The sequence below is a fragment of the Haloarcula onubensis genome (genome assembly GCF_031624605.1).
GTDB lineage: Archaea > Halobacteriota > Halobacteria > Halobacteriales > Haloarculaceae > Haloarcula > Haloarcula onubensis.
The window spans coordinates 287,147-306,824 of the sequence record NZ_JAMQOS010000002.1 but is presented as its reverse complement, the minus strand read 5'-3'; the positions used below and the strand labels follow the sequence as shown (position 1 = coordinate 306,824).

Here is a 19,678-nt window from a genome sequence, read left to right as displayed (position 1 = left end):
GTAGTTGCCGTCGTGAAAGAGATAGCGAGACGAGAGACCCTCCAGGCCGTCGCCGGACTCCTGTCGGCGGCGGTAGTCGGGACGGTGGCGGGCCGACGCACCTCGGCCCCGCCGGCCGCTCTCGACGCCGTCCCCGCGACTGCGGACGCGGTCGTGGACGCGAACGTCGACGCCCTCCGCCGCGACGACGGGATGCGAACGCTGACCACCGCCGCCCTCCAGCAGCGCGCGCAGTACCAGTCGGGCGAGGCCGCCGACGGTCCCAGAACCGCCGACGCCCTGCTCGCCGACGTCGAGACAGAGTTCGACGCCGACCCCGCGAAGGTCCACCGCGCCGTCGCGTTCGGCGACGTCGGCAGCGCGGGCGACGAACTGTTCGACGGCTACGCCGGCGTCGTCCTCGGGGCGGAGTTGAGCGCCGAGGCCGTCAAGTCCGGCATCGAGAACATCGACGACGTCGCGTTCGACGAACTGCACGAGTCCGGGACGGTCGTGTACGAACCGGACACGGCGGACGGTCCGTGGGTCGGCGCGCTCGGGTCGAACCGGGTCGTCGTCGGGACCGAAGCGGCCGTCTACGATGTAGTCGACGTCACGAACGGGGAGACGGCGGCCGTCGGCGGACCGGTCGGGGACGCGTACGCCGACACCCGCGACGGCCGGCTCCGGTTCGCCGGTCGACTGCCCGACCCGAGCGACGACGGCGCGGTCCCCCGGAGCGTCGGCGACGCCGGGCAGTCCATCGACCTCTCCCCGCTGGGGAGCGTCACGACGCTCGCCGGCGCCGTCTACCGCGACGGCGACGTTCGGGGGCTGTCGGCGACGCTGTCCGCGGCCGACGCCGCCGCCGCGAGGGACGTGGCACGCGTGGTCCGGAAGCTGCGCGAGCGCGCTGAAGCCGAACTGCGGGACGACGCGGTCGCCGACCTCGTCGGCGGCGTCGCGGTCGAACGCGACGGGGCGACCGTCAGTACGTCCGTCGAGCGGACCGTCGGCGAACTGCAGTCGCTGGTCGACGGCGGCCGGGCGAGCTACTGACCGGCGGTCGACTCCCGATACGCGAGACGCTCACGCCAGCGCGGCGACGATGGCCCGCCCCTCGACGTAGACGAGGTCCTCCTCTGCCGCGTACGCCTGTGCCTCGGCGGGCGAGAGCGCGCCGCCCGTCCCGTCGTCGAGCATCTCGCAGACGACGACCGCCGGCGGCTGGTCGGCGGCGGCCGCCAGCGCGATACCCAACTCGGTGTGGCCCTCGCGGTCGGCGAGCAGGTCCGGCGCGGCCCGCAGCAGGTGGACGTGGCCCGGCGAGCGGAAAGCGTCGGCGAAGGTGTCTGGGTCGGGGTCGGCCGCGAGGCGGGCCAGTTCCGTGATAGTCAGCGAGCGGTCCGCGTCGGTGATGCCGGTGAACGTGTCCCGGTGATTGACCGTAAGCGAGAACGAGGAGCGCTCGTCGTAGGCGAGGTCGTGGTCGGCGCTGGTCGGATGGTCGAGCACCGTCTGCATGAAGGGGAGGGCAAGCGCCTCGGCGACGGCGTCCGAGAGCGCGACACAGACCAGCCCGCCGGCGTCGTTTCGCATTCTGGCGACGGCCTCGGGCGTGACCGAGCCCGCCGGATAGACGATGTCGGTCTCGCCCTCGCGGTCGGCGGCGTCGTGAATCAGGACCGGCTCCCCGCGGGCGAAGGCGGCGACAGCCGCCTGTGCGGCCTCGGCGGTGTCCACGGGTTCACTCCGAGACATGGACGGTCACCTCGTCGCCGTCTTCGAGTTCGAGGACGTCGCGGAGCTTCTCCGGCGCGATAAGCTCCAGTTTCTCCTCGCCGTGGTGGGTGCGTTCGGGCGCGATGACGTGGGCCGGTTCGTACTCGCCGTCGCCGCTCTCGACGGAGGCGGGGTAGCAGTACGCCGGGCCGTAGGTGCGCTCCTCGTCCTCCCAGCCCTCGATAGTGACGGGTTCGAGCGCGCCCAGGCGAGCGCGCTTGCGGACGCTGTCGTCGGTCAGTTCGAGGTTGAGCGTCCCCGCGAACGGCTCGTAGTCGAGCCGTTCGATGAACTGCTCCATGTAGCCCGGCAGCGTGATGTAGTGGCGCCCCTCGCCCATCCCGGAGGTGACCAGTCCCTGGAGGTGGACGCTGGCGTCCGACTCGAAGATGCGTCGGTAGTCGGCGTATTCGGACTGCAGGCGGCGCTCGCCCGCGCTCGTGATGTGGACTTCCTGGCCGTCGCCGAGCATGTCGCGGTCCAGCAGGTCGGCGTCCTCCAGGCGCTGGAGCCGCCGGGAGGCCGTCTGGTTCGAAGCGTCGAGCCGCCCGGCGAGGTCAGCACAGGAGACCTTCGTCGGCTCGTCCATCGCGCCGTCGAGCGCGAGCAGTTTCAGCGTCGCCAGCTCGTCGCGCCCGACGGCCTGTCCCGATGATTCTGCCATGGTCGCCACTACGGATGTTACTCGGATAAGCATATCGAAGGTGAGATAGATTCCAGATATGGAACGCGGGCGGCGCTAGTACTCCGCCAGCGGGTCGTCGGCCCAGAACTCGCTGTCCTTGTTGAGCTTCGGCACCCACGTGTCGCTATCGCGGGCCAGCATCGCCACGCGGGACGGTTCGACCTCCTTGATGGTGTCGTGGTCGGGGAGGCACTCGCCCATCGCCTCGGTGAACTCCAGAATCTCCTCGTGGCTCGGCATGGAGTCCCTGTCGAGGCGGCCCCGCGAGTGGCCCACGTGCATGTACGCTTTCAGCTCCACGAAGTCGGCGTCGGCCCGGTCACACATCGCCGCGTACCACTCGGGGTGGTGCATGTTGTGGTCGCGTACGAGCGTGGTGCGGATGACGGTGCGGGTGTCGGCCTTCCCGGCGAGGACGTCCAGCGTGTCGACGAGTCGGTCCCAGGCGTCGTCCTCGACGGCCTTGACCGTCTCGTCGAACGTCTTTCGGTCGGGGGCGTCGACGGAGACGTAGAGTTGCGTGGGGTCACAGCGGTCGAGCATCTCCGGGTGGGTGCCGTTCGAGACGAGGAACGTCGTGATGTCCCGGGCGTGGAACTCCTCGATGAGTTCCGGCAGATAGGGATAGAGGGTCGGCTCGCCGTCCAGCGAGATGGCGACGTGGCGCGGTTCCATCGCCTGTTCGAACACCTCGCGTGGGACCTCGTCGTTGCCGCCAAAGCCCGAGAGGAGTCTGCGCTGGAGTTCGACCGAAGCGTCCGCGACGGCCGCGGGGTCGTCCCACTCCACGTCGCCCAGTTCGTAGGCGTGGCCCGCGTGGTCCCGCCAGCAGAAGACACAGCGTTCGTTACACTTCACGACTGGCGTCATCTGGATGCATCTGTGAGACTCTATCCCGTAGAAGGCGTACTTGTAACACTTCCCCTCCCCGCGCAGGGCGTTGGCCGTCCACCCGCAGGTCTGGGCCGCCGTGTGGTTCCGGCTGTGGTAGTCGGGGTCCGAGACCTGTTTGGGGCCGGACTCGCTGTCGCTCATTGGGGAGTACGTGGACACCGGAGCTAAAACAGCCTTTGGTCCGGCCGACTACTCGCCGTCCCGGCCCAGGTCGTAGAACTCCGGATTCGGGCGCATATCCGCCAGTTGCGCCAGCCGGTTCGAGAGGTTGAAGAAGGCCGCCACGCTGCCGATGTCCCAGATGGCGCGGCGGCTGAAGCCGTGGGCTTCCAGCCGGTCGAAATCGTCGTCGTCGACGCGTGCGGGGTCCTCGGTCAGTTTCACGGCGAAGTCACACATCGCGCGGTGGGCCTCGTCGATATCGGCCGTCCGGTGGTTCGTCGCGACGTGCTCGGCCAGGTGGGGGTCCTCGGCGTAGATGCGGAGCAGGGCGCCGTGGGCGACCACGCAGTACAGACAGTCGTTGGCCCCGCTGACGGCGACGACGACGAGTTCTATCTCCTCGCGTTCCAGTTCGGTCGCCTCGACCAGGGCGTCGTGATAGGCGAAGAAGGCGCGAAAGTGTTCGGGACGAAAGGCCATCGCCCGGAAGACGTTCGGGGTAAAGCCCGCGCGGTCGGTCTCCGCGTCGATGCGCTCGCGGACGTCCTCGGGCAGGTCCTCGCGGTCGGGCACCGCAAAGCGCCGCATCGCCTCGTCCATGTCACTCATGGGCACAGTGGGGGCGCCACAGGGCTTGAAGCTTCGGCCGACGCCGCCGGTGTTTCGGGCCGCGATGGGGCCGTTCAGAGGTCGTAGTTCGCGATATCGGTCGACTCGCACGCCGGACACCCTCCGGCGGCGCGCTCGACCGTCGTGCCACAGCGGCGACACTCCCGGAACGAGTCGCCCCGCGCCCGCCGCCGAACGACCCGTTTCAGCGCCTCGAACATGTCCCTGCGGAGGGCGGGACGGGGCATATACGCCAGCCAACCGGACCGGAAGTGAAACAGTCGGACTGGACGGGGGCGCGGGCGGCCGTCAGACGCCGTCTGGCGGTCGGCTCGGGGCTCGGCGTGCCCGTCCAGTGGGCCGAAAGATGGCAGAAGTCCAAAGGTCTAAGCCTCCCCGGCCCCGACCTTCAGGCACTATGAGCACGGAGACCGAGGACGGGGACGACCTGCGCGAGCGAATCACGAACTTCCTGCGGCGGAACTTCCCGCAGATTCAGATGCACGGCGGTAGCGCGGCCATCGAGAACATCGACCGCGAGGACGGCAGCGTCACAATCCGCCTGGGCGGTGCCTGCTCGGGGTGTGGCATCTCCCCGATGACCATCCAGGCCATCAAGACCCGCATGACCAAGGAGATTCCCGAGATAAACGAGGTCGTCGCCCGCACCGGGATGGAGGGCGGCGAGGGGATGGCCGGCGGCGCCGACGGCGGCATGAACCCCTCCTTCCCCGGCGGCGACTCCCGCGGCGGCGACATCGGCGGCGACGACGAGGGCCCGGAAGCCCCGTTCTAGAAGCAGCGTACCGCCGACGCGGCCCCGCGTGGCCGGTTCCCAGGGCGTCCTCGCACAGTCCGCGAACCGAAATCACACCGTATTAACCCGATAGGGAGTTTTTGACTGCATATGACTGCTACGGACGGTGAAAACGTCCTCTTCGTCGTCCTCGATACGGTCCGTAAGGACCGCTTGACCGTCTACGACGAGGAGCGCGAGACGACCCCGCACCTCGCCGAGTTCGCCGACGAGGCCGCCGTCTTCGACGGCGCCGTCGCGCCGGCCCCGTGGACGCTGCCGGTCCACGCCTCGATGTTCACGGGCCACTATCCGAGCGAACACGGGGCCACCCAGGAGGACCCCTATCTGGAGGGGGCGACCACGCTGGCCGAATCGCTGTCGGCGGCGGGGTACGACACCGCCTGTTACTCCTCGAACGCCTGGATAACGAGCTACACCAACCTGACGGCCGGCTTCGACGACCACGACAACTTCTTCCAGATAATGCCCAGCGAGCTACTCTCGGGGCCGCTCGCGAGCCTCTGGAAGACCATGAACGACAACGACACGCTGCGCGGCGTCGCCGACCGGATGGTCCAACTGGGCAACACGATACACGAACACCTCGCCGAGGGCGGCGGCGGCGACACGAAGACGCCACAGGTCATCGACAAGACCATCGACTTCATCGACGAGAGCGAGGACTTCTTCGCCTTCATCAACCTGATGGACGCCCACCTGCCCTACCACCCGCCCGAGGAGTACGCCGAGCGGTTCGCCCCCGGTGTCGACTCGACCGAGGTATGCCAGAACTCCAAGGAGTTCAACTGCGGCGCCCGCGGCATCGACGACGACGAGTGGGCCGACATCAAGGGGCTGTACGACGCCGAACTCGCCCACATCGACGACCAACTCCACCGCCTGTTCTCGCACCTGAAAGAGACCGGCCAGTGGGAGGACACCACTGTCGTCGTAGTGGCAGACCACGGCGAACTGTTCGGCGAACACGACCTGTACGGTCACGAGTTCGGCATCTACGACCCGCTCGTGAACGTCCCGCTCATGGTCAAACACCCCGACATCGAGCCGACGCGGGACGACGAGACGGTCGTCGAACTCGTCGACCTCTATCACACCGTGCTGGACGCCGCCGGCGCCGAGGGCCGCGGTGAGCCCCTGCAGTCGGCGCGCTCGCTCCTGTCGGCTGACTACCGCGAGTTCGCCGCGGAGATGGGCGAGGTCCCCCGGGGCGAGGTCGGCTTCGTCGAGTACCACCAGCCCGTCGTCGAGTTGCGCCAACTGGAGGGGAAAGCCAGCAGCGCCGGTATCGAACTCGACGAGCAGTCCCGCTTCTACTCCCGGATGGGCGCGGCCCGCTCCATCGACGAGAAGTACGTCCACTGCACGCGCATCCCCGACGAGGCCTACCACGTCGGGCGTGACCCCGGCGAGACGGAGAACCTCGTCGGCACCGACGACGAACCCGAGGCGCTGCGGGCGGCCCTGTTCGACTTTATCGACAGCGTCGACGCCACCTGGCCCGACGAGGCCGACGGCGCCGACGGCGACGTCCTCGCCGGGATGGACGACGAGACGAAGGACCGACTGCAGGACCTGGGGTACATCGACTGACGTGTCCTCGGACAGCGCCGCCCTCGACTTCGTCGACCGCCGGACCGTCGGGCAGATACTGCTTGGCTTCCTGGTCGCCGGCGCGGTGCTGGCCCTGCTGGTCGATTTCGTCGGCACCGAGGGCGTCATCGAGGGGCTCCGGCAGGCCGATACGGGCTGGCTGGCGCTTGCCTGTCTCTCGACGGCGCTGTGTCTCACCGCGTGGGGGAAGGCCTGGCAGATAGTCCTGGGCGTCGCGGGCATCGAGGAGTCCTTTTCGAGACTGGTCGTCACCTACTACGCCGCCACCTTCGCCAACTACGTCACGCCGCTTGGCCAGGCCGGCGGCGAACCGTTCATCGCCTACGTCCTCTCGCGGGACACGGAGGCCAGCTACCAGGACAGCCTCGCCAGCGTCGTCACCGCCGACCTCCTCAACCTCTTTCCGTTCGTCACGTTCTCCGGCGTCGGCTTCGCGGCGCTACTGTACGGCAGCGAACTCCCGGAGGCAATCGAGCCGCTGGCGGGCGGGCTGGTCGTCCTCTCGGTCGGCGTGCCGCTCATCACGGCCGTCGGCTGGCGCTTTCGCGACCGGTTGCGCGACGCATTGCTCGGACTGGCTGCACCCGTCGTCGACCGCGTCCCGATGGTCAGCCTCGGCGGACTCCGCGACCGCATCCACGAGACCGAGGCCGCGTTCGAGCGCATCGCGCGGGACCGACGCGCCCTCGCGAAGGCGCTGAGCGTCTCCTACGTCGGCTGGGTCTTCTTCGCCCTGCCGCTGTACTGCTCGGCCCAGGCCATCGGCGCCGACCTCCCGCTCCTGCTGGTCTTGTTCATCGTCCCCGCGTCGACGCTCGCGGGACTGGTCCCCTCCCCCGGCGGCTCGGGCGCCGTCGAAACCGCACTGGTCGTGCTGGTCGTCGCCCTGACCGCCATCGGACAGACGGACGCCGCCGTCATCGCCATCCTCTATCGCGTGGCGAGTTACCTGTTCGCGCTCTTGTTAGGCGGTGGCGCCGCGCTCTACGTCCTGAAACGGAGCTAGCAAACGCGGGCATCGTCACTGGTGCGAGTGCGAGAAGCAGCGTGTCAGCCGTGATGCTCGACAGCCAGAAAGCCCCGCTCGCCGTGTTCGCTACCGGCACCGCGAACAGCCAGAAAGCCCCGGCCGGCTACACTCCCGCGGCTCGTTGCGCGCTTCCTTCGCTCACTCCGTTCGCTCAGTCCAGTGCTTACATCGCCGGGGTTCGTGTAGCCGGCCGCCCCTTTCAGTCCGCCCGTAGCCGGTTGGGCAACCGCACGGATGGGACTGAAAGGGGCCGAGCGATCGACGAGCGAGACGAAGTAAGCACCGCAACGCAGTGAGGAGCGCAGCGAGTCGCAGCCGTCGAGCGCTCGGGGGCTTTCTGGCTCTGCTGAGAGACGATTGCAGGAGAGCAAACGGTCACCCTTCCATCAAACCCAGTATCGGCAGTTCCTAGGCGGTGTTGTGTTCGACGAAGGTCGGCCGCCAGTTGTCCATCTCGCGGATGTCCCGGCCGGCGACACGCCAGGTTCCGTCGGGCGGAATCGGCGAGACAATCAGCCGCGTTGGCGTCGCCACCGGGGCGAGGGGGAGGTCCTGGTCGCTGTGGAAGCCGAGGCCGGTAAGGAGTTCGTGTGGCACCGACTCCCCGCGGACCGCGACCACGTCGGAGTCGGCGTAGTCGGTCACGAGGCGGTCGAAGATGGCGGGCAGCGCACGGTCGCGCTCGTCGTCGCCGACGAGGGGGAGCACGTCGACGACGTTGGTGACGGTGTGGCCCTCCTTCTCGCCGGTGCCCGCGACGACGCCGGCGACGGGGCGGTCACCGAGCGTCGCGGTGTAGGAGGTGTACTCCCAGTTGGGGTTCCCAAAGCGGTAGTCGAAGAACTGTTCGTCGCGGTAAGCGTGGATTTCCGACGGGGGTCGACGCCGGTAGAGGGTGGCGAGCGTGCCGGCCGGGATGTCGGTGTGGCTGGTGACACTCACCTCGTCGGGCGGGTCGAAGCGCCGCTCGCGGACGCCGAGGTAGGCGCGGGCAGCGCGCTCGCCCGTGGCCTCGGCCAGCGAGTTGTCGATACCGGCGTACACCGCCGGGTTCTGGACGCGGTAGTACGTGGTGTGTTCGCCGGCGATTTCACAGCCGAGTTTCGCCAGTCCGGCCGTGGTCAGCGGGTTGGGGTTGTTGAACGTGAACTCGGGCTGACCGTCGGCGTAGTCGGCGAAGAGCCGTTCGCTCATCCGGCTGAACAGGCCCTGCCGACGGTGGTCCTCGTGGACCATGGTGTCACAGGACTGGAGGGCCGTGTGGTAGGTGTCGCCGGCGCGCATCTGGAAGGCGAGGTTGGGCCGCGCGCCGACGATGTCGCCGTCGTGTTCGGTGACGACGATGGGCGTCTCGGGGAGATAGGGGTTGTCGAGGAACTTCCAGTCGAACCACGCGTCCGTACCGTCCGGGAACGTCTCGCGGTGGAGGTCCATGAACCCGGCCTTGTCCCCCTCGCGGAACCAGCGGATGTCGTAGTCGTCGCCGCGCTCCCGGTCGGTCGTCTCCGTCTCGGTCCGCGTCTCAGTCCGCATCCTGCAGCTCCAGGCCGGGGACGAGCTGGTCGGCGTCTAGGTGGTGGCGCTGGAACACGGCACAGTCCTGTTCGTGGTCGAAGCCGTGGCGGTCGTTACAGAGGTCGGCCTCCATCGGCGAGACGAACGCCTCCTGAATCTGACAGTACGGGCGTTCGTGGTCGAACTCCTGCTCGCCGTCGGTGTCGCGGTAGTCCAGATACGGACAGGTCATCGTCGTGAACGGAAATCGCCTGCGGGCTTGGTTATTGAGACGTTTCCGGTGATACGTCCTGCGTACCCCTGCCGGCGAGCCGATAGCTGTATCATACCCAAGTAGCGACACGCGTGAGTCGCAGTAGTGCCATACGACGACTACCACCGGCAAAAGAAGGTCATCATCACGGTGGCCACCACCGGCGCGATCCACGGCAAAGACGTGAATTCCAACCTCCCGGAACAACCAGAGGAGATCGCTCAGCAGGTGGCCGCCTGCGAGGCGGTCGGTGCGTCAATCGCGCACGTCCACGGTCGGAACGAGCACGGCGAGAACGACGCCAGCCGGCTCCAGGCGGTGAACGACGCGATCCGCGAGGAGTGTGACGACATCATCATCCAGAACACCACCGGCGGACAGGCCCAGTACGACAGCCGTGTGGCGGGCATCCGGACGGACCCGCCGCCGGAGATGGCGTCGCTGGACATGGGGCCGTTCAAGCGGGACAAACACATCATCACCAACCACACCCGCAACAACATCGAGCGCCTGGCCGTCGAGATGCAGGCCAAGGACATCAAACCCGAGATGGAGGTGTTCAACTCCGGCCAGCTGGCGGAGGTCCGACGGCTCATCGACGAGGGGCTCATCGAGGAGCCGCCCTACATCAACCTCATCTTCGGCGGGTCGTTCACCCCGGCGACCCCCCGGAACCTGCTCACGATGGTGGACAACATCCCCGACGGTTCCGAGTTCAACGTGCTCGCGGTCGGGCCCCACCAGCTGCCCCTGACCACGATGGCCGTCCTGCTCGGGGGCCACGTCCGGGTCGGGATGGAGGACAACCTCTACTACCGGCGCGGCGAGAAGGCCCAGAGCAACCAGCAACTGGTCGAACGCACGGCCAACATCATCGAGCATCTGGACCGCGACATCGCGACGCCCGACGAGGCCCGCGAGATGCTCGGCATGGCCAAGCAGCCGGTCGAGACAGCCGCCGACGGCGGGCAGGACTGACCGGGCGACTCACGCCGCGTCCGTGCCGGCGGCCCAGGTCCGCACCAGCCGCGTCAGCGTCTCGTTGACCGGTACCGCCTGTGCGGCCGCCCGGACCACGTAGCCGTTGATGGCGTCGATTTCCGTCCGCCGCCCGGCCGCGACGTCCTGCAGCATCGAGGAGCGGTTCGCGGCGGTGTCACGAACCACCTCCCGGGTCAGTGAAACGGCCCGCTCGTCGGCGAGGTCGACACCGCGCTCGCGGGCCACGCGGGCCGTCTCGCGGGCGGCGTCGGCAGCGAGAGACCCGCCGGCCCCCGCGGCGAGCGCGCCGTTCTCGACGCGGGCCAGCGCCGTCGTCGCGTTGACGGCGGCGTTGACGGCCAGTTTCTCCCAGAGACGCGTCGGCATGTCCGTCGCGACGGTCGTCTCGACCCCGGCGGTGGCGACGGCCTCGCCCACGCGGTCGGCCACCGCCGAGCGGCCGCCCTCGCGCGGTCCCAGCACCACCTCGCCGCGGCCGGTGAACGCGACCGTTCCGGGCGCTTCGAGGCGTGCGCCGTAGGTGCAGGTGCCCGCCAGCACCGGACACGCGAGCGCGTCGGCCAGCCGTTCCTCGTTGCCCATCCCGTTCTGTACCGACAGGCAGGCGTCGAGGTCGCAGTCGGCCAGTTGCGCGGCGACGCTCCCGGTGTCGTAGCTCTTGACCGCGACGAGGGCGAGGTCAGCGCTGTCGGGGATGTCGGTTCGGGCCGCCGGCGAGACGCGGAACGACTCGACGCCCGTGACACGGAGGCCGTCGGCGTCGACCCGGTCCACGTGGGGGTCCCGACCGACCAGCGTCACGTCGTGTTCGCGAGCGAGGAGGCCGCCGAGCAGGCTGCCCAGACTACCCGCGCCGACGACGGCGATGTGCATACGCGGGGTGTGGCGACGGCCGTACAAAAGCGTTCGAGTGCCGTGGAGACCAGAACCGACAACATCGGGCGGTGCCAACGAGCGCCCATGGACCCCGAATCGGTGGCGTGGCCGTCGACTGAGCCCAGCTATCGCCTGCGTCCGCCGGCGACCGACGAGGCCGCGGCGCTCGACGCCTTCGCGGCCGTCCTCGACGCGACGCCGCGACAGGCTGAGCGGGTGTCCGTCCGGCTTGCTATCGGCCGCCGGATGGACCTGGTCGGCCCGCGACGCGAGGCCTTGGAGGCGCTGTCGGGCCACAATGCGGTGACCGTCGCCGACGACCACACCATCGGCACGGTCCCGCTCACCGACGAGACGTTCGCCGACCTCGCCGAACTGTTCACCGACCTCGACCGCGCTATCGTCTGGGATTCCGAGGGCGTCGCCGTCGCCGACCTCCGGGACGGCGCGTTGCGCTTCGCGCTGCCGGCCGACGCTGCCGAGGGAGTCAGGGCGCAACTCGACGCGCCCGCCGCCGACCGCATCGAGCGGGTGGACTAGGTCGGGCGGAGACGGGACCGGACGGAGACGAACGCGTCAGTCCTCGGTCGGAATAATTCGCTGCTCGCGGCCTGGCCCGCTCGCCGGTTCGATTAGTCCTCGGTCCAGTAGTATATCTCCTCTTTCGGCGCGCCGCAGTCGGGACACTGCTCGGGGATGTCGTCCTCGATGTCGCCCATCGCGCCACACTCCCAGCAGCGCCACATCAGTTCGGCTTCGCCGGCGGTGCCGGTCGTCCGGTGGTCGTTCGTGAGCGCCTTGATGCCGTCCTCGACGGTGACGTAGAAGCCGTGCTGGTCGAAGCCGCGGATGCGGCCGAGTTCGTTCCCCGCCTCGTCGTAGACGGTCTGGCCGAACGCGAGGTCCTCCTCGTCGGCACTGGCGAACATATCACTCATGCAGAGTTATAGACGATTCAAGGGGTGATAAAACCTACCGCGAGAAGAGGCTGGTGTGGACCGGGGCGAAGTCCGAGGAGTCGTCCTCGCGCTCCTCGGTGTCCGAGATGGCGCTGCCCGAGAGGCCGACCTCGAGGAAGTCAGACAGGGGCGGGCCGACGTTGTCGGGTTCGACGAGGAAGGCGTCGTGGCCGTAGTCGGAGTCGACGACGTGGTGGGCGACGGGGGTGTCGCTGGCCCGCAAGGCGTCGGCCAGCGCCTCGCTCTGCTCGCTCGTGAAGTGCCAGTCGCCGGTGAAAGACATCACGAGAGCGTCGCCGTCGAAGGCCGCCAGCGCGTCGGCGTCGCCCTCGAACCCGCTGGCGAGGTCGTAGTTGTCCATCGCCCGCGTCAGGTAGAGGTAGCTGTTGGCGTCGAAGCGCTCGACGAACTTCGAGGCGTTGTAGTCGAGGTACGACTCCACGTCGCGATACGGGAAGAAGCGCCCGGCGGGGTCCGTCGGGAAGGCCCGTTCGGCCTCTCGCGTCGCCGCCCGGCGGCCGAAGCGCCGTTCCATGCTCGACTTCGAGAAGTACATCACGTGCCCGATTTCGCGGGCCAGCGCCAGCCCGTGGTCGGGGTGCTCCTCGTCGTAGTAGTGGCCGCCGTTCCAGTCCGGGTCGGTGGTGATGGCCCGGCGGGCGATACCGTCGAGCGCGAGACACTGGGGGTCCAGTCGCCCGGCGGCGGCGATAGGCACTATCTTCTCGACGTGGTCGGGGTGGCGTTTCGCCCACTCCAGGACGTTCATGCCGCCGACGCTGCCGCCGACGACGGCGTACAGCGCCGGGACGCCCAGTTCGTCCAGCACGCGGCGCTGAGCCTCGGTCCAGTCGGCGACGGTGACCGGCGGGAACTCCGGCCCGTAGGGCTCGCCGGTCTCGGGGTTCTCGCTGGACGGGCCACTGGAGCCATAACAGGAACCGGGGACGTTGACACAGACCACGAAGTACTCCGTGGTGTCGATGGCCTTCCCCGGCCCGACGATGTCGTCCCACCAGGCGTAGGCCTGGTCGCCCTCCTCGAAGCGTCCGCGCGAGGCGACGTGGGCGCTCCCCGTGAGAGCGTGACAGACCAGCACGGCGTTGTCGCCGGTGAAGTCGCCGTAGGTCTCGTAGGCCAGTTCCAGGTCCGCGATGGTCTCGCCACACTGGAACTCGAACTCGCCGACGGAGACGGTACTGGAGTCCATCTAGCTCACCGCCTCGATTGCGTCGTCGACGTCGGCGACGACGTCTTCGGGCTCCTCGATGCCGACGCTCATCCGCACGAGGTCGGGGCTGACGCCGCTCTCGCGCTGTTCGTCTGCCGAGAGCTGTGCGTGGGTGGTGCTCGCGGGGTGGATGACCAGCGTCTTCGCGTCACCGATGTTGGCGAGGAACTGCGCGAGGTCGGTCGCCTCGCAGAAGGCCTTGCTGGCCTCGTAGCCGCCCGACAGGCCGAAGGTGACGACGCCGCCGAAGCCACCTGTGAGGTACTCCGTCGCCAGGTCGTGCGTTTCATGGGATTCGAGGCCGGGGTAGGTCACCCACGCCACCTCGGGGTGGCCCGCCAGATGTTCGGCGACGGTCAGCGCGTTCGAGCAGTGCCGGTCCATCCGCAGGGAGAGGGTCTCGGTGCCCTGCAGCGTGGCCCAGGCGTCGAACGGTTTCTGGCCGTCACCGAGCGCGCGCAGTCCCCGGTGGCGGACCGCGGTGGTGAACGCCCGGTCGCCAAAGCGGTCGGCAAAGGAGAATCCGAAGGCGGGGTTCTCCCCGCCGATTTCGGGGTACTTCTCGGGGTGGTCGCCCCAGGGGAACGAACCGCCGTCGGCGAGCACGCCGCCGACCGTCGTGCCGGAGCCGTGAATCCACTTCGTCGTCGACTCCCAGACGAGGTCGGCACCGTGCTCGATGGGGTTACAGAGCGCCGGCGTCCCGAAGGTGTTGTCGACGAAGAAGGGGACGCCGTGGTCGTGGGCCACGTCGGCTATCTCCTCAAGGGGCGGGACGACGAGCGAGGGGTTGCCGATGGTCTCGCAGTGGACGTAGGCGGTGTCGTCGTCGATGGCCTCGGCGTAGGCCGCGGGGTCGAGCGTGTCGACGAAGCGCGCCTCGATGCCTCGCTGGCCGGCGGTGTTCGCGAGATAGGAGTGGGTCCCGCCGTAGATAGAGGCGGCCGAGACGACGTTGTCACCAGCACTCGCGAGGACGGTGGTCGCGGCGTCGAACGCGGCCATCCCCGACCCCGTGGCGACGGCGTCGACGGCGCCCTCGAGCGAGGCCAGGCGCTTTTCGAGCATCCGCACCGTCGGGTTGTCGAAGCGGGAGTAGACGTTGCCGTCGTCCTCCAGCGCGTACCGCTCGGCGGCGGTCTCCGCGTCGTCGAAGACGTAGGAGGACGTCTGGTAGATGGGGGGTGCTCGGGCCCCTGTGGCCGGGTCCGGCGCCTCCTGGCCGGCGTGGACGCAGCGCGTCCCGAATCCGTACTGGTCGGTCATGTGTGCTGTGCATATATCTCTACACATCTATAACCAAGAGTTACGGCAAAACTCTCCCGGTGTCGGTCGGTGGCACGCGACACGCCTCGGTGGATACAAGCCGACGGCCCGACAACGACGCGCCAATGACCGACTCCGAGGAGACGGTACGGTGCTGGCTGGTCGAGCGGTCGAGTTACGGCGACGAGCGGATGGTGACGCTCGTCTACGCGCCGCCCGAGGGCGACCGACAGCTCACCAAGCAGCTCTCGACGAACCTCCTGATGCGGACGGCCGTGACCGCCGCCAGGGAGGTAGAGCCCGACCGTCTGGCGCCCGTCGAGGACGGGGCGACCCGCGAGCGGTACGCGACGGAGGCGACGCGGATGGCCGAGACACACGACCCCGACGAGGAAGTGTAACCCTGCTAATCGTTGCGGAAGTGTGAACCGGCTGGACAATATGAAAGACTATACCCGAGGGTGGTCCAACCGTCGCGTATGACCGCTATCGAACTGGACGGCCTCCGCAAGGAGTACGCCGACGTCGTCGCCCTGGACGGGGTCGACCTCACCGTCGACGAGGGGGAGGTCTTCGGCTTTCTGGGCCCCAACGGGGCCGGGAAGTCGACGACCATCAACATCCTGCTGGACTTCGTCCGCCCGACGGCCGGGTCGGCGACGGTCCTGGGTCACGACGCCCAAGAGGAGTCCGAGGCCATCCGCGAGCGCATCGGCGTGCTCCCGGAGGGATACGAGGTGTACGAGCGCCTGACGGGTCGGGAACACATGGAGTTCGTCATCGAGTCGAAAGACGCCGACGACGACCCCGAGGAGCTTTTAGAGCGGGTGGGCGTCGCCGACGCTATCGACCGCCGGGCCGGCGGCTACTCCAAGGGGATGAAACAGCGCCTCGTCCTGGCGATGGCGCTGGTCGGCCAGCCCGACCTGCTCGTCCTCGACGAGCCGACCACCGGGCTCGACCCCAACGGCGCCCGCGAGATGCGCGAACTCATCCGCGAGGAGAGCGAGCGGGGCGCCACCGTCTTCTTCTCCTCGCACATCCTCAGCCAGGTCGAGGCCGTCTGTGACACCGTCGGCATCCTCCAGGACGGCCAGCTCATCGCGAAAGACACCGTCGAGGGACTGCGCGCCGCGCAGGGCGACATGACGATGGTCGTCACCGTCGGCGACACCGCCGGCGTCGACAGCGCCCTCGACGAGATCCGTAGCCTCCGGTCGGTCTCGGGCGCGCAACTGGACACCGACCGGGTGACGGTCAGTTGCGAGCGCGACGCGAAGATGGCCGTCCTCAACGCCTTCGAGGACAACGGCGTCCCCGTAGAGGACTTCGAGACCCAGGAGGCCTCCCTGGAGGACCTCTTCAGCAGCTACACCGAACAGGAGGTGCGGGCATGAGCACGCAGGAAGGGGGCATCGAGGGACTGGACCGCACGCTCCGGCACACCTTCGGCTGGTACACCGTCTCGAAAAAGGAGTTCAAGGACGCCATCCGCTCGAAGGGGCTGTGGATACTGGGCGCGTTCTTCACGCTGGTGTTCGTCCTCCCCGTCGCGCGCGTCTGGTGGGTCAACGCCGCCGAGGGGTCGGGTCGACTCGCCCAGTTGGTCCAGCAGCAGGGGATGCAGGCGCTGCTGTCACAGGTCTACCTGAACCGGGTGACGATACTGCTCCCCATCATCGCCATCTTCGTCGGCTACGCCGCCATCTCGAAGGAGCGCACGAGCGGGTCGCTGAAGCTGTTGCTGTCGCTGCCCAACAGCCGCCGCGACGTCATCGTCGGGAAGGTCATCGGCCGGTGTGCCGTCCTCGGCGTGCCACTCGTTGCCTCGCTGGCCTTTACCGCCGTCTTCCTCGTCCTCTCGAACATCACGTTCAAGCCCGAACTGTTCGGGCTGTTCGGGCTGTTCTCGGTGCTGTACGCGCTCGTCTTCGTCGCCATCACCGTCTCCATCTCCGGGGCGTTCTCCAAGAGCAGCTACTCCGGTATCGCCAACTTCGTCGTCTACATGTACACCACGTTCGCGTGGAACCTCTCGGTCAACAGCTTCGCCGATGTCCTCACGAACGGCATCTCCATCGGCAGCGTCGACACCGGCCCGCTCATCGGCGGCGCCATCCGCTGGCACATCGTCCTGTTCCTGAAGATAGCGAACCCCAACCAGGCCTACAAGACGCTCGTCAACTCGATGCTGAACACCGGTGACGCGCCACAGCTGTCGGCCCGCCTCGGGATGTTCGGCCCCGGCGCCGACACAAGGACCGTCTGTACCGACGTGCTCAACGGCAACGTCGAGACCGTCCAGACCATCTTCGGCGAGCAGGTCACCTGCCAGGCCGGGTCCGGCAGCGTCCCGTTCTACTTCTCCGACCCCGTCGTCTTCGTGGCGATGATTTCGTGGTTCGCCATCGCGGCCGCTCTCAGCTACTACACGTTCAACACCGTGGACCTGTAGCGGTTACGTCGGTTTTCCGGAGATCGGGTGCAACTGACCGGGAAACGTCATCCACAGAGTATCGTGACCGCATCGCCAACAGCCAGAAGGCCCCCGCGCTCTGAACTCCCACGACTCGCTGTGCGCTCCCGTCGTGGTTCGAGAGAGCTACGCCCTCTCGTCGGTGCGTCGCGCCTTTCGAACGACTTCGCCCAGTCTAGTGTTGCTTCGTCAGGGTTTGTCCAGAGTACGGCCCCGGGAAGGCGGGCGACGCAAGCACCCACTGGAGCGCAGCGAGCCCCCGACCGGAACCAACCGGGGCTTTCTGACTCTTGGGGACAGTCGCGGATGCAGTGGAACCCCGGTAGGCTCGTCGTTCCTTACAGCACGCCCTTCGAGTCGAGCAGGTCCACGAATTCGTCTTCCGACAGCATCGCCACGTCGTTGTCCTCGGCGTCGTCGCGCTTGCGCTGGCCCGCGTTCTCGCCGACGACGAGGTAGTCCGTGTTGCCCGAGACGCTGGAGGTGGCCGAGCCGCCGGCCCGCTCGACGAGGTCCTGGGCCTCGCCGCGGGTGTAGTCCGAAAGCGAGCCGGTAAAGACGAAGGTCAGTCCGTCGAGGGCCTCGCCCTGTGAGTGGTCGGCGTCCTGCGGGTCGACGTGGTCGAGCAGGCGGGAGAGCACCGCGCGGTTGCCCTCCCCCTCGAAGAAGTCGACGATGCTGCGGGCGACGACGGGACCGACGTCGGGGACGGCCTCGAAGGTGTCGGCGCGGGTGTCCTCGCCGACGGCCTCGCCCAGCGTCACCTGCCCCTCCGCGGGCTCGTCGCCGCCCTCGGCCGCCTCGCGGATGGCCTCGAAGCTGCCGAACGCCTGTGCGAGGTTGCGCGCGGTGACGCCGCCGACCTGCGGGATACCGAGCGCCGTGAGGAACTCGTCGAGTTCGGGCTCGCGGGCCGCGTCGAGTTCGTCGACGAGGTTCCGTGCGCTCGTCTCGCCCCACCCCTCCAGGTCGGCCAGGTCCTCGACCGACAGCTCGTAGAGGTCCGCGGCGTTCTCGACGAGGCCGGCCTCGAGCAGTTGCTCGACGGCCTTCTCGCCCAGCCCCTCGATGTCCAGCCCGTCGCGGCTGGCGTAGTGTTCGACGGAGCGTTCGCGCTGGGCGGGACAGGTCAGCCCGCCGGTACAGAACGCCATCGGCCCGTCGCGTTCGACCTGGCTGCCACAGGCCGGACAGGCGTCGGGAAAGGCGAAGTGGCCGTCCCCGTTCCCCTCGACCACCTCGACCACGTCGGGAATCACGTCGCCGGCCCGTTTTATCCGCACCCGGTCGCCGATGCCGACGCCCAGGTCCTCGATGAGCGAGGGGTTGTGCAGCGACGCCCGCGTCACGGTGACGCCGCCGACTTCGACGGGGTCCATCAGCGCGACGGGGGTGAGCCGACCGGTCCGGCCCACCTGGACGACGATGTCGCGGACGGTGGTCTCCTCCTTCCGGGCGGGGAACTTGTAGGCGAAGGCCCACCGCGGGGCGCGGCTGGTCGACCCCAGGCGGTCGCAGGCGTCGCCGTCGTTGACCTTCAGGACGACGCCGTCTATCTCGTAGTCCAGTTCGTCGCGGGCGTCGAGTTGTGCGTCCCGGTAGTCGATGGCCGCCTCGATTTCGTCGACGACGCGGGCGCGGTCACAGACCCGCAGGCCCCACTCCGGGAGGCGTTCGTGGATGCCCGCGTGACTCTCGAAGTCGACGCTGGCGTCGAGCACACCGAAGAAGAAGACGGCGAGGGGGCGCTGGGCCGTAATCGCCGGGTCGAGCTGTCGGAGCGTGCCGGCGGCGGCGTTGCGGGGGTTCGCGAAGGGGTCGTCCCCGTTCTCGACGCGCTCGCGGTTGTACGCGGTGAAGGCCTCGCGGGGCATGTACACCTCGCCCCGGACCGCGAGGTAGTCGGGGTAGTCCCCGCGCAGGCGCTGGGGGACGCTCCGGATGGTCCGGACGTTCTCGGTCACGTCCTCGCCGACCTCGCCGTCGCCCCGCGTCGCCGCCCGGACGAACTCGCCGTCCTCGTAGACCACCTCGACGGAGAGGCCGTCGAACTTCGGCTCGCAGAAATACTGGATAGGGCCGTCGTACTCCGTGAGTCCTCGCCGCACCCGCTCGTCGAACTCGCGGACGTCCGCCACCTCGCCGCCCTGGTCGATAGAGCGCATCGGCGCGACGTGGTCGACCTCGCCGAGTTCCTCGAGCGGTTCGCCGCCGACGCGCTGAGTCGGGCTGCCGTCGGTCGCGAGGTCGAACGCCTCCTCCAGGTCCTGCAACCGGGAGAACAGGGCGTCGTAGGTCCGGTCGCCGACGACCGGGTCGGCCTCGACGTAGTAGCGGTAGTCGTGATAGCGGATGGCCGCGCGGAGCTTTCCGGCCTGTTCGCGGGCCGCGTCCGCCTCTATCGTCTCGACGTCCTCGAACGACGTCGGTGGGTCCTCGACGTAGGGGTTGTCCGCCAGGTCGGAGTCGGAGACGGCTGCCATTGCCGTTGGCTGGTGTCGCCGCCTATTAACGGCTACGTCACGCGG

At 68.5% G+C, this 19,678-nt stretch carries 21 protein-coding genes; 9 read left to right on the top strand and 12 right to left on the bottom strand.

What is annotated here, in order from left to right:
- Positions 1–12 precede the first annotated feature (12 nt).
- Positions 13–1,038 (top strand): hypothetical protein, encoded by a 1,026-nt coding sequence (locus tag NDI86_RS08330; protein WP_310899954.1) that lies wholly within the window; start codon positions 13–15, stop codon positions 1,036–1,038.
- A 30-nt stretch (positions 1,039–1,068) separates the two neighbouring features.
- On the opposite strand, the gene ribB is transcribed toward NDI86_RS08330, so the two are convergent.
- The 5 genes from ribB to NDI86_RS08305 all read right to left on the bottom strand — a co-directional run bounded on the left by ribB (position 1,069) and on the right by NDI86_RS08305 (position 4,359).
- On the bottom strand, positions 1,069–1,740 hold the full coding sequence (gene ribB / locus NDI86_RS08325) for a 3,4-dihydroxy-2-butanone-4-phosphate synthase (RefSeq protein ID WP_310899953.1): 672 nt from the start codon (positions 1,738–1,740) through the stop codon (positions 1,069–1,071).
- The gene (locus tag NDI86_RS08320) at positions 1,727–2,425 is read right to left on the bottom strand and encodes a DUF120 domain-containing protein (protein WP_310899952.1); all 699 of its coding nucleotides are present in this window, start codon (positions 2,423–2,425) and stop codon (positions 1,727–1,729) included. The genes ribB and NDI86_RS08320 overlap by 14 nt, the downstream gene beginning before the upstream one ends.
- A 75-nt stretch (positions 2,426–2,500) precedes the next feature.
- Positions 2,501–3,481, bottom strand: coding sequence for a 4-demethylwyosine synthase TYW1 (gene twy1 / locus NDI86_RS08315; protein ID WP_310899951.1), 981 nt, complete (start codon positions 3,479–3,481; stop codon positions 2,501–2,503).
- Positions 3,482–3,529: 48 nt separating this feature from the next.
- Positions 3,530–4,111, bottom strand: a complete 582-nt coding sequence (locus NDI86_RS08310) for a peroxidase-related enzyme (RefSeq protein ID WP_310899950.1) — start codon at positions 4,109–4,111, stop codon at positions 3,530–3,532.
- Between the two features lie 74 nt (positions 4,112–4,185).
- Complete coding sequence (locus NDI86_RS08305) at positions 4,186–4,359, bottom strand: hypothetical protein (RefSeq protein WP_310899949.1); 174 nt, start codon at positions 4,357–4,359, stop codon at positions 4,186–4,188.
- A 170-nt stretch (positions 4,360–4,529) separates the two neighbouring features.
- On the opposite strand from NDI86_RS08305, the gene NDI86_RS08300 reads away from it, so the two are divergent.
- The 3 genes from NDI86_RS08300 (at position 4,530) to NDI86_RS08290 (ending at position 7,548) form a co-directional block, all read left to right on the top strand.
- The gene (locus NDI86_RS08300) at positions 4,530–4,907 is read left to right on the top strand and encodes a NifU family protein (protein WP_310899948.1); all 378 of its coding nucleotides are present in this window, start codon (positions 4,530–4,532) and stop codon (positions 4,905–4,907) included.
- Between the two features lie 111 nt (positions 4,908–5,018).
- Positions 5,019–6,521, top strand: coding sequence for a sulfatase (locus tag NDI86_RS08295; protein ID WP_310899947.1), 1,503 nt, complete (start codon positions 5,019–5,021; stop codon positions 6,519–6,521).
- A gap of 1 nt (position 6,522) precedes the next feature.
- Positions 6,523–7,548, top strand: a complete 1,026-nt coding sequence (locus NDI86_RS08290) for a lysylphosphatidylglycerol synthase transmembrane domain-containing protein (RefSeq protein WP_310899946.1) — start codon at positions 6,523–6,525, stop codon at positions 7,546–7,548.
- 432 nt (positions 7,549–7,980) lie between these two features.
- Here NDI86_RS08290 and NDI86_RS08285 read toward each other — a convergent pair whose 3' ends face one another.
- Both NDI86_RS08285 and NDI86_RS08280 read right to left on the bottom strand, forming a co-directional pair.
- Positions 7,981–9,105, bottom strand: a complete 1,125-nt coding sequence (locus NDI86_RS08285) for a GNAT family N-acetyltransferase (RefSeq protein WP_310899945.1) — start codon at positions 9,103–9,105, stop codon at positions 7,981–7,983.
- Complete coding sequence (locus NDI86_RS08280; RefSeq protein WP_310899944.1) at positions 9,095–9,319, bottom strand: hypothetical protein; 225 nt, start codon at positions 9,317–9,319, stop codon at positions 9,095–9,097. The genes NDI86_RS08285 and NDI86_RS08280 overlap by 11 nt, the downstream gene beginning before the upstream one ends.
- A gap of 126 nt (positions 9,320–9,445) precedes the next feature.
- On the opposite strand from NDI86_RS08280, the gene NDI86_RS08275 reads away from it, so the two are divergent.
- A complete protein-coding gene (locus tag NDI86_RS08275) occupies positions 9,446–10,318 on the top strand; it encodes a beta-keto acid cleavage family enzyme (protein ID WP_310899943.1) in 873 nt (290 codons plus the stop codon).
- 9 nt (positions 10,319–10,327) lie between these two features.
- Here NDI86_RS08275 and NDI86_RS08270 read toward each other — a convergent pair whose 3' ends face one another.
- Positions 10,328–11,215 (bottom strand): ketopantoate reductase family protein, encoded by an 888-nt coding sequence (locus NDI86_RS08270; protein ID WP_310899942.1) that lies wholly within the window; start codon positions 11,213–11,215, stop codon positions 10,328–10,330.
- Between the two features lie 87 nt (positions 11,216–11,302).
- On the opposite strand from NDI86_RS08270, the gene NDI86_RS08265 reads away from it, so the two are divergent.
- Positions 11,303–11,758 (top strand): hypothetical protein, encoded by a 456-nt coding sequence (locus tag NDI86_RS08265; RefSeq protein WP_310899941.1) that lies wholly within the window; start codon positions 11,303–11,305, stop codon positions 11,756–11,758.
- Positions 11,759–11,850: 92 nt separating this feature from the next.
- Here the strand turns inward: NDI86_RS08265 and NDI86_RS08260 are convergent, their stop codons facing one another.
- The 3 genes from NDI86_RS08260 to NDI86_RS08250 are packed head-to-tail and all read right to left on the bottom strand — an operon-like array spanning position 11,851 to position 14,674.
- A complete protein-coding gene (locus NDI86_RS08260) occupies positions 11,851–12,156 on the bottom strand; it encodes a DUF7130 family rubredoxin-like protein (protein ID WP_310899940.1) in 306 nt (101 codons plus the stop codon).
- Between the two features lie 34 nt (positions 12,157–12,190).
- On the bottom strand, positions 12,191–13,387 hold the full coding sequence (metX, locus tag NDI86_RS08255; RefSeq protein ID WP_310899939.1) for a homoserine O-acetyltransferase MetX: 1,197 nt from the start codon (positions 13,385–13,387) through the stop codon (positions 12,191–12,193).
- Positions 13,388–14,674, bottom strand: coding sequence for an O-acetylhomoserine aminocarboxypropyltransferase/cysteine synthase family protein (locus NDI86_RS08250; RefSeq protein ID WP_310899938.1), 1,287 nt, complete (start codon positions 14,672–14,674; stop codon positions 13,388–13,390).
- A gap of 125 nt (positions 14,675–14,799) precedes the next feature.
- Between NDI86_RS08250 and NDI86_RS08245 the strand changes: the two genes are divergently transcribed.
- The 3 genes from NDI86_RS08245 to NDI86_RS08235 all read left to right on the top strand — a co-directional run bounded on the left by NDI86_RS08245 (position 14,800) and on the right by NDI86_RS08235 (position 17,129).
- Positions 14,800–15,075 (top strand): DUF7967 family protein, encoded by a 276-nt coding sequence (locus NDI86_RS08245; RefSeq protein WP_310899937.1) that lies wholly within the window; start codon positions 14,800–14,802, stop codon positions 15,073–15,075.
- Positions 15,076–15,153: 78 nt separating this feature from the next.
- Positions 15,154–16,071: an ABC transporter ATP-binding protein gene (locus NDI86_RS08240; protein ID WP_310899936.1), complete on the top strand. Its 918-nt coding sequence runs from the start codon at positions 15,154–15,156 to the stop codon at positions 16,069–16,071.
- Entirely contained in the window at positions 16,068–17,129 is a 1,062-nt protein-coding gene (locus tag NDI86_RS08235) for an ABC transporter permease subunit (protein WP_310899935.1), read from the top strand. The genes NDI86_RS08240 and NDI86_RS08235 overlap by 4 nt, the downstream gene beginning before the upstream one ends.
- Before the next feature lie 359 nt (positions 17,130–17,488).
- On the opposite strand, the gene ligA is transcribed toward NDI86_RS08235, so the two are convergent.
- Positions 17,489–19,633: an NAD-dependent DNA ligase LigA gene (ligA, locus tag NDI86_RS08230; protein WP_310899934.1), complete on the bottom strand. Its 2,145-nt coding sequence runs from the start codon at positions 19,631–19,633 to the stop codon at positions 17,489–17,491.
- Positions 19,634–19,678 lie beyond the last annotated feature (45 nt).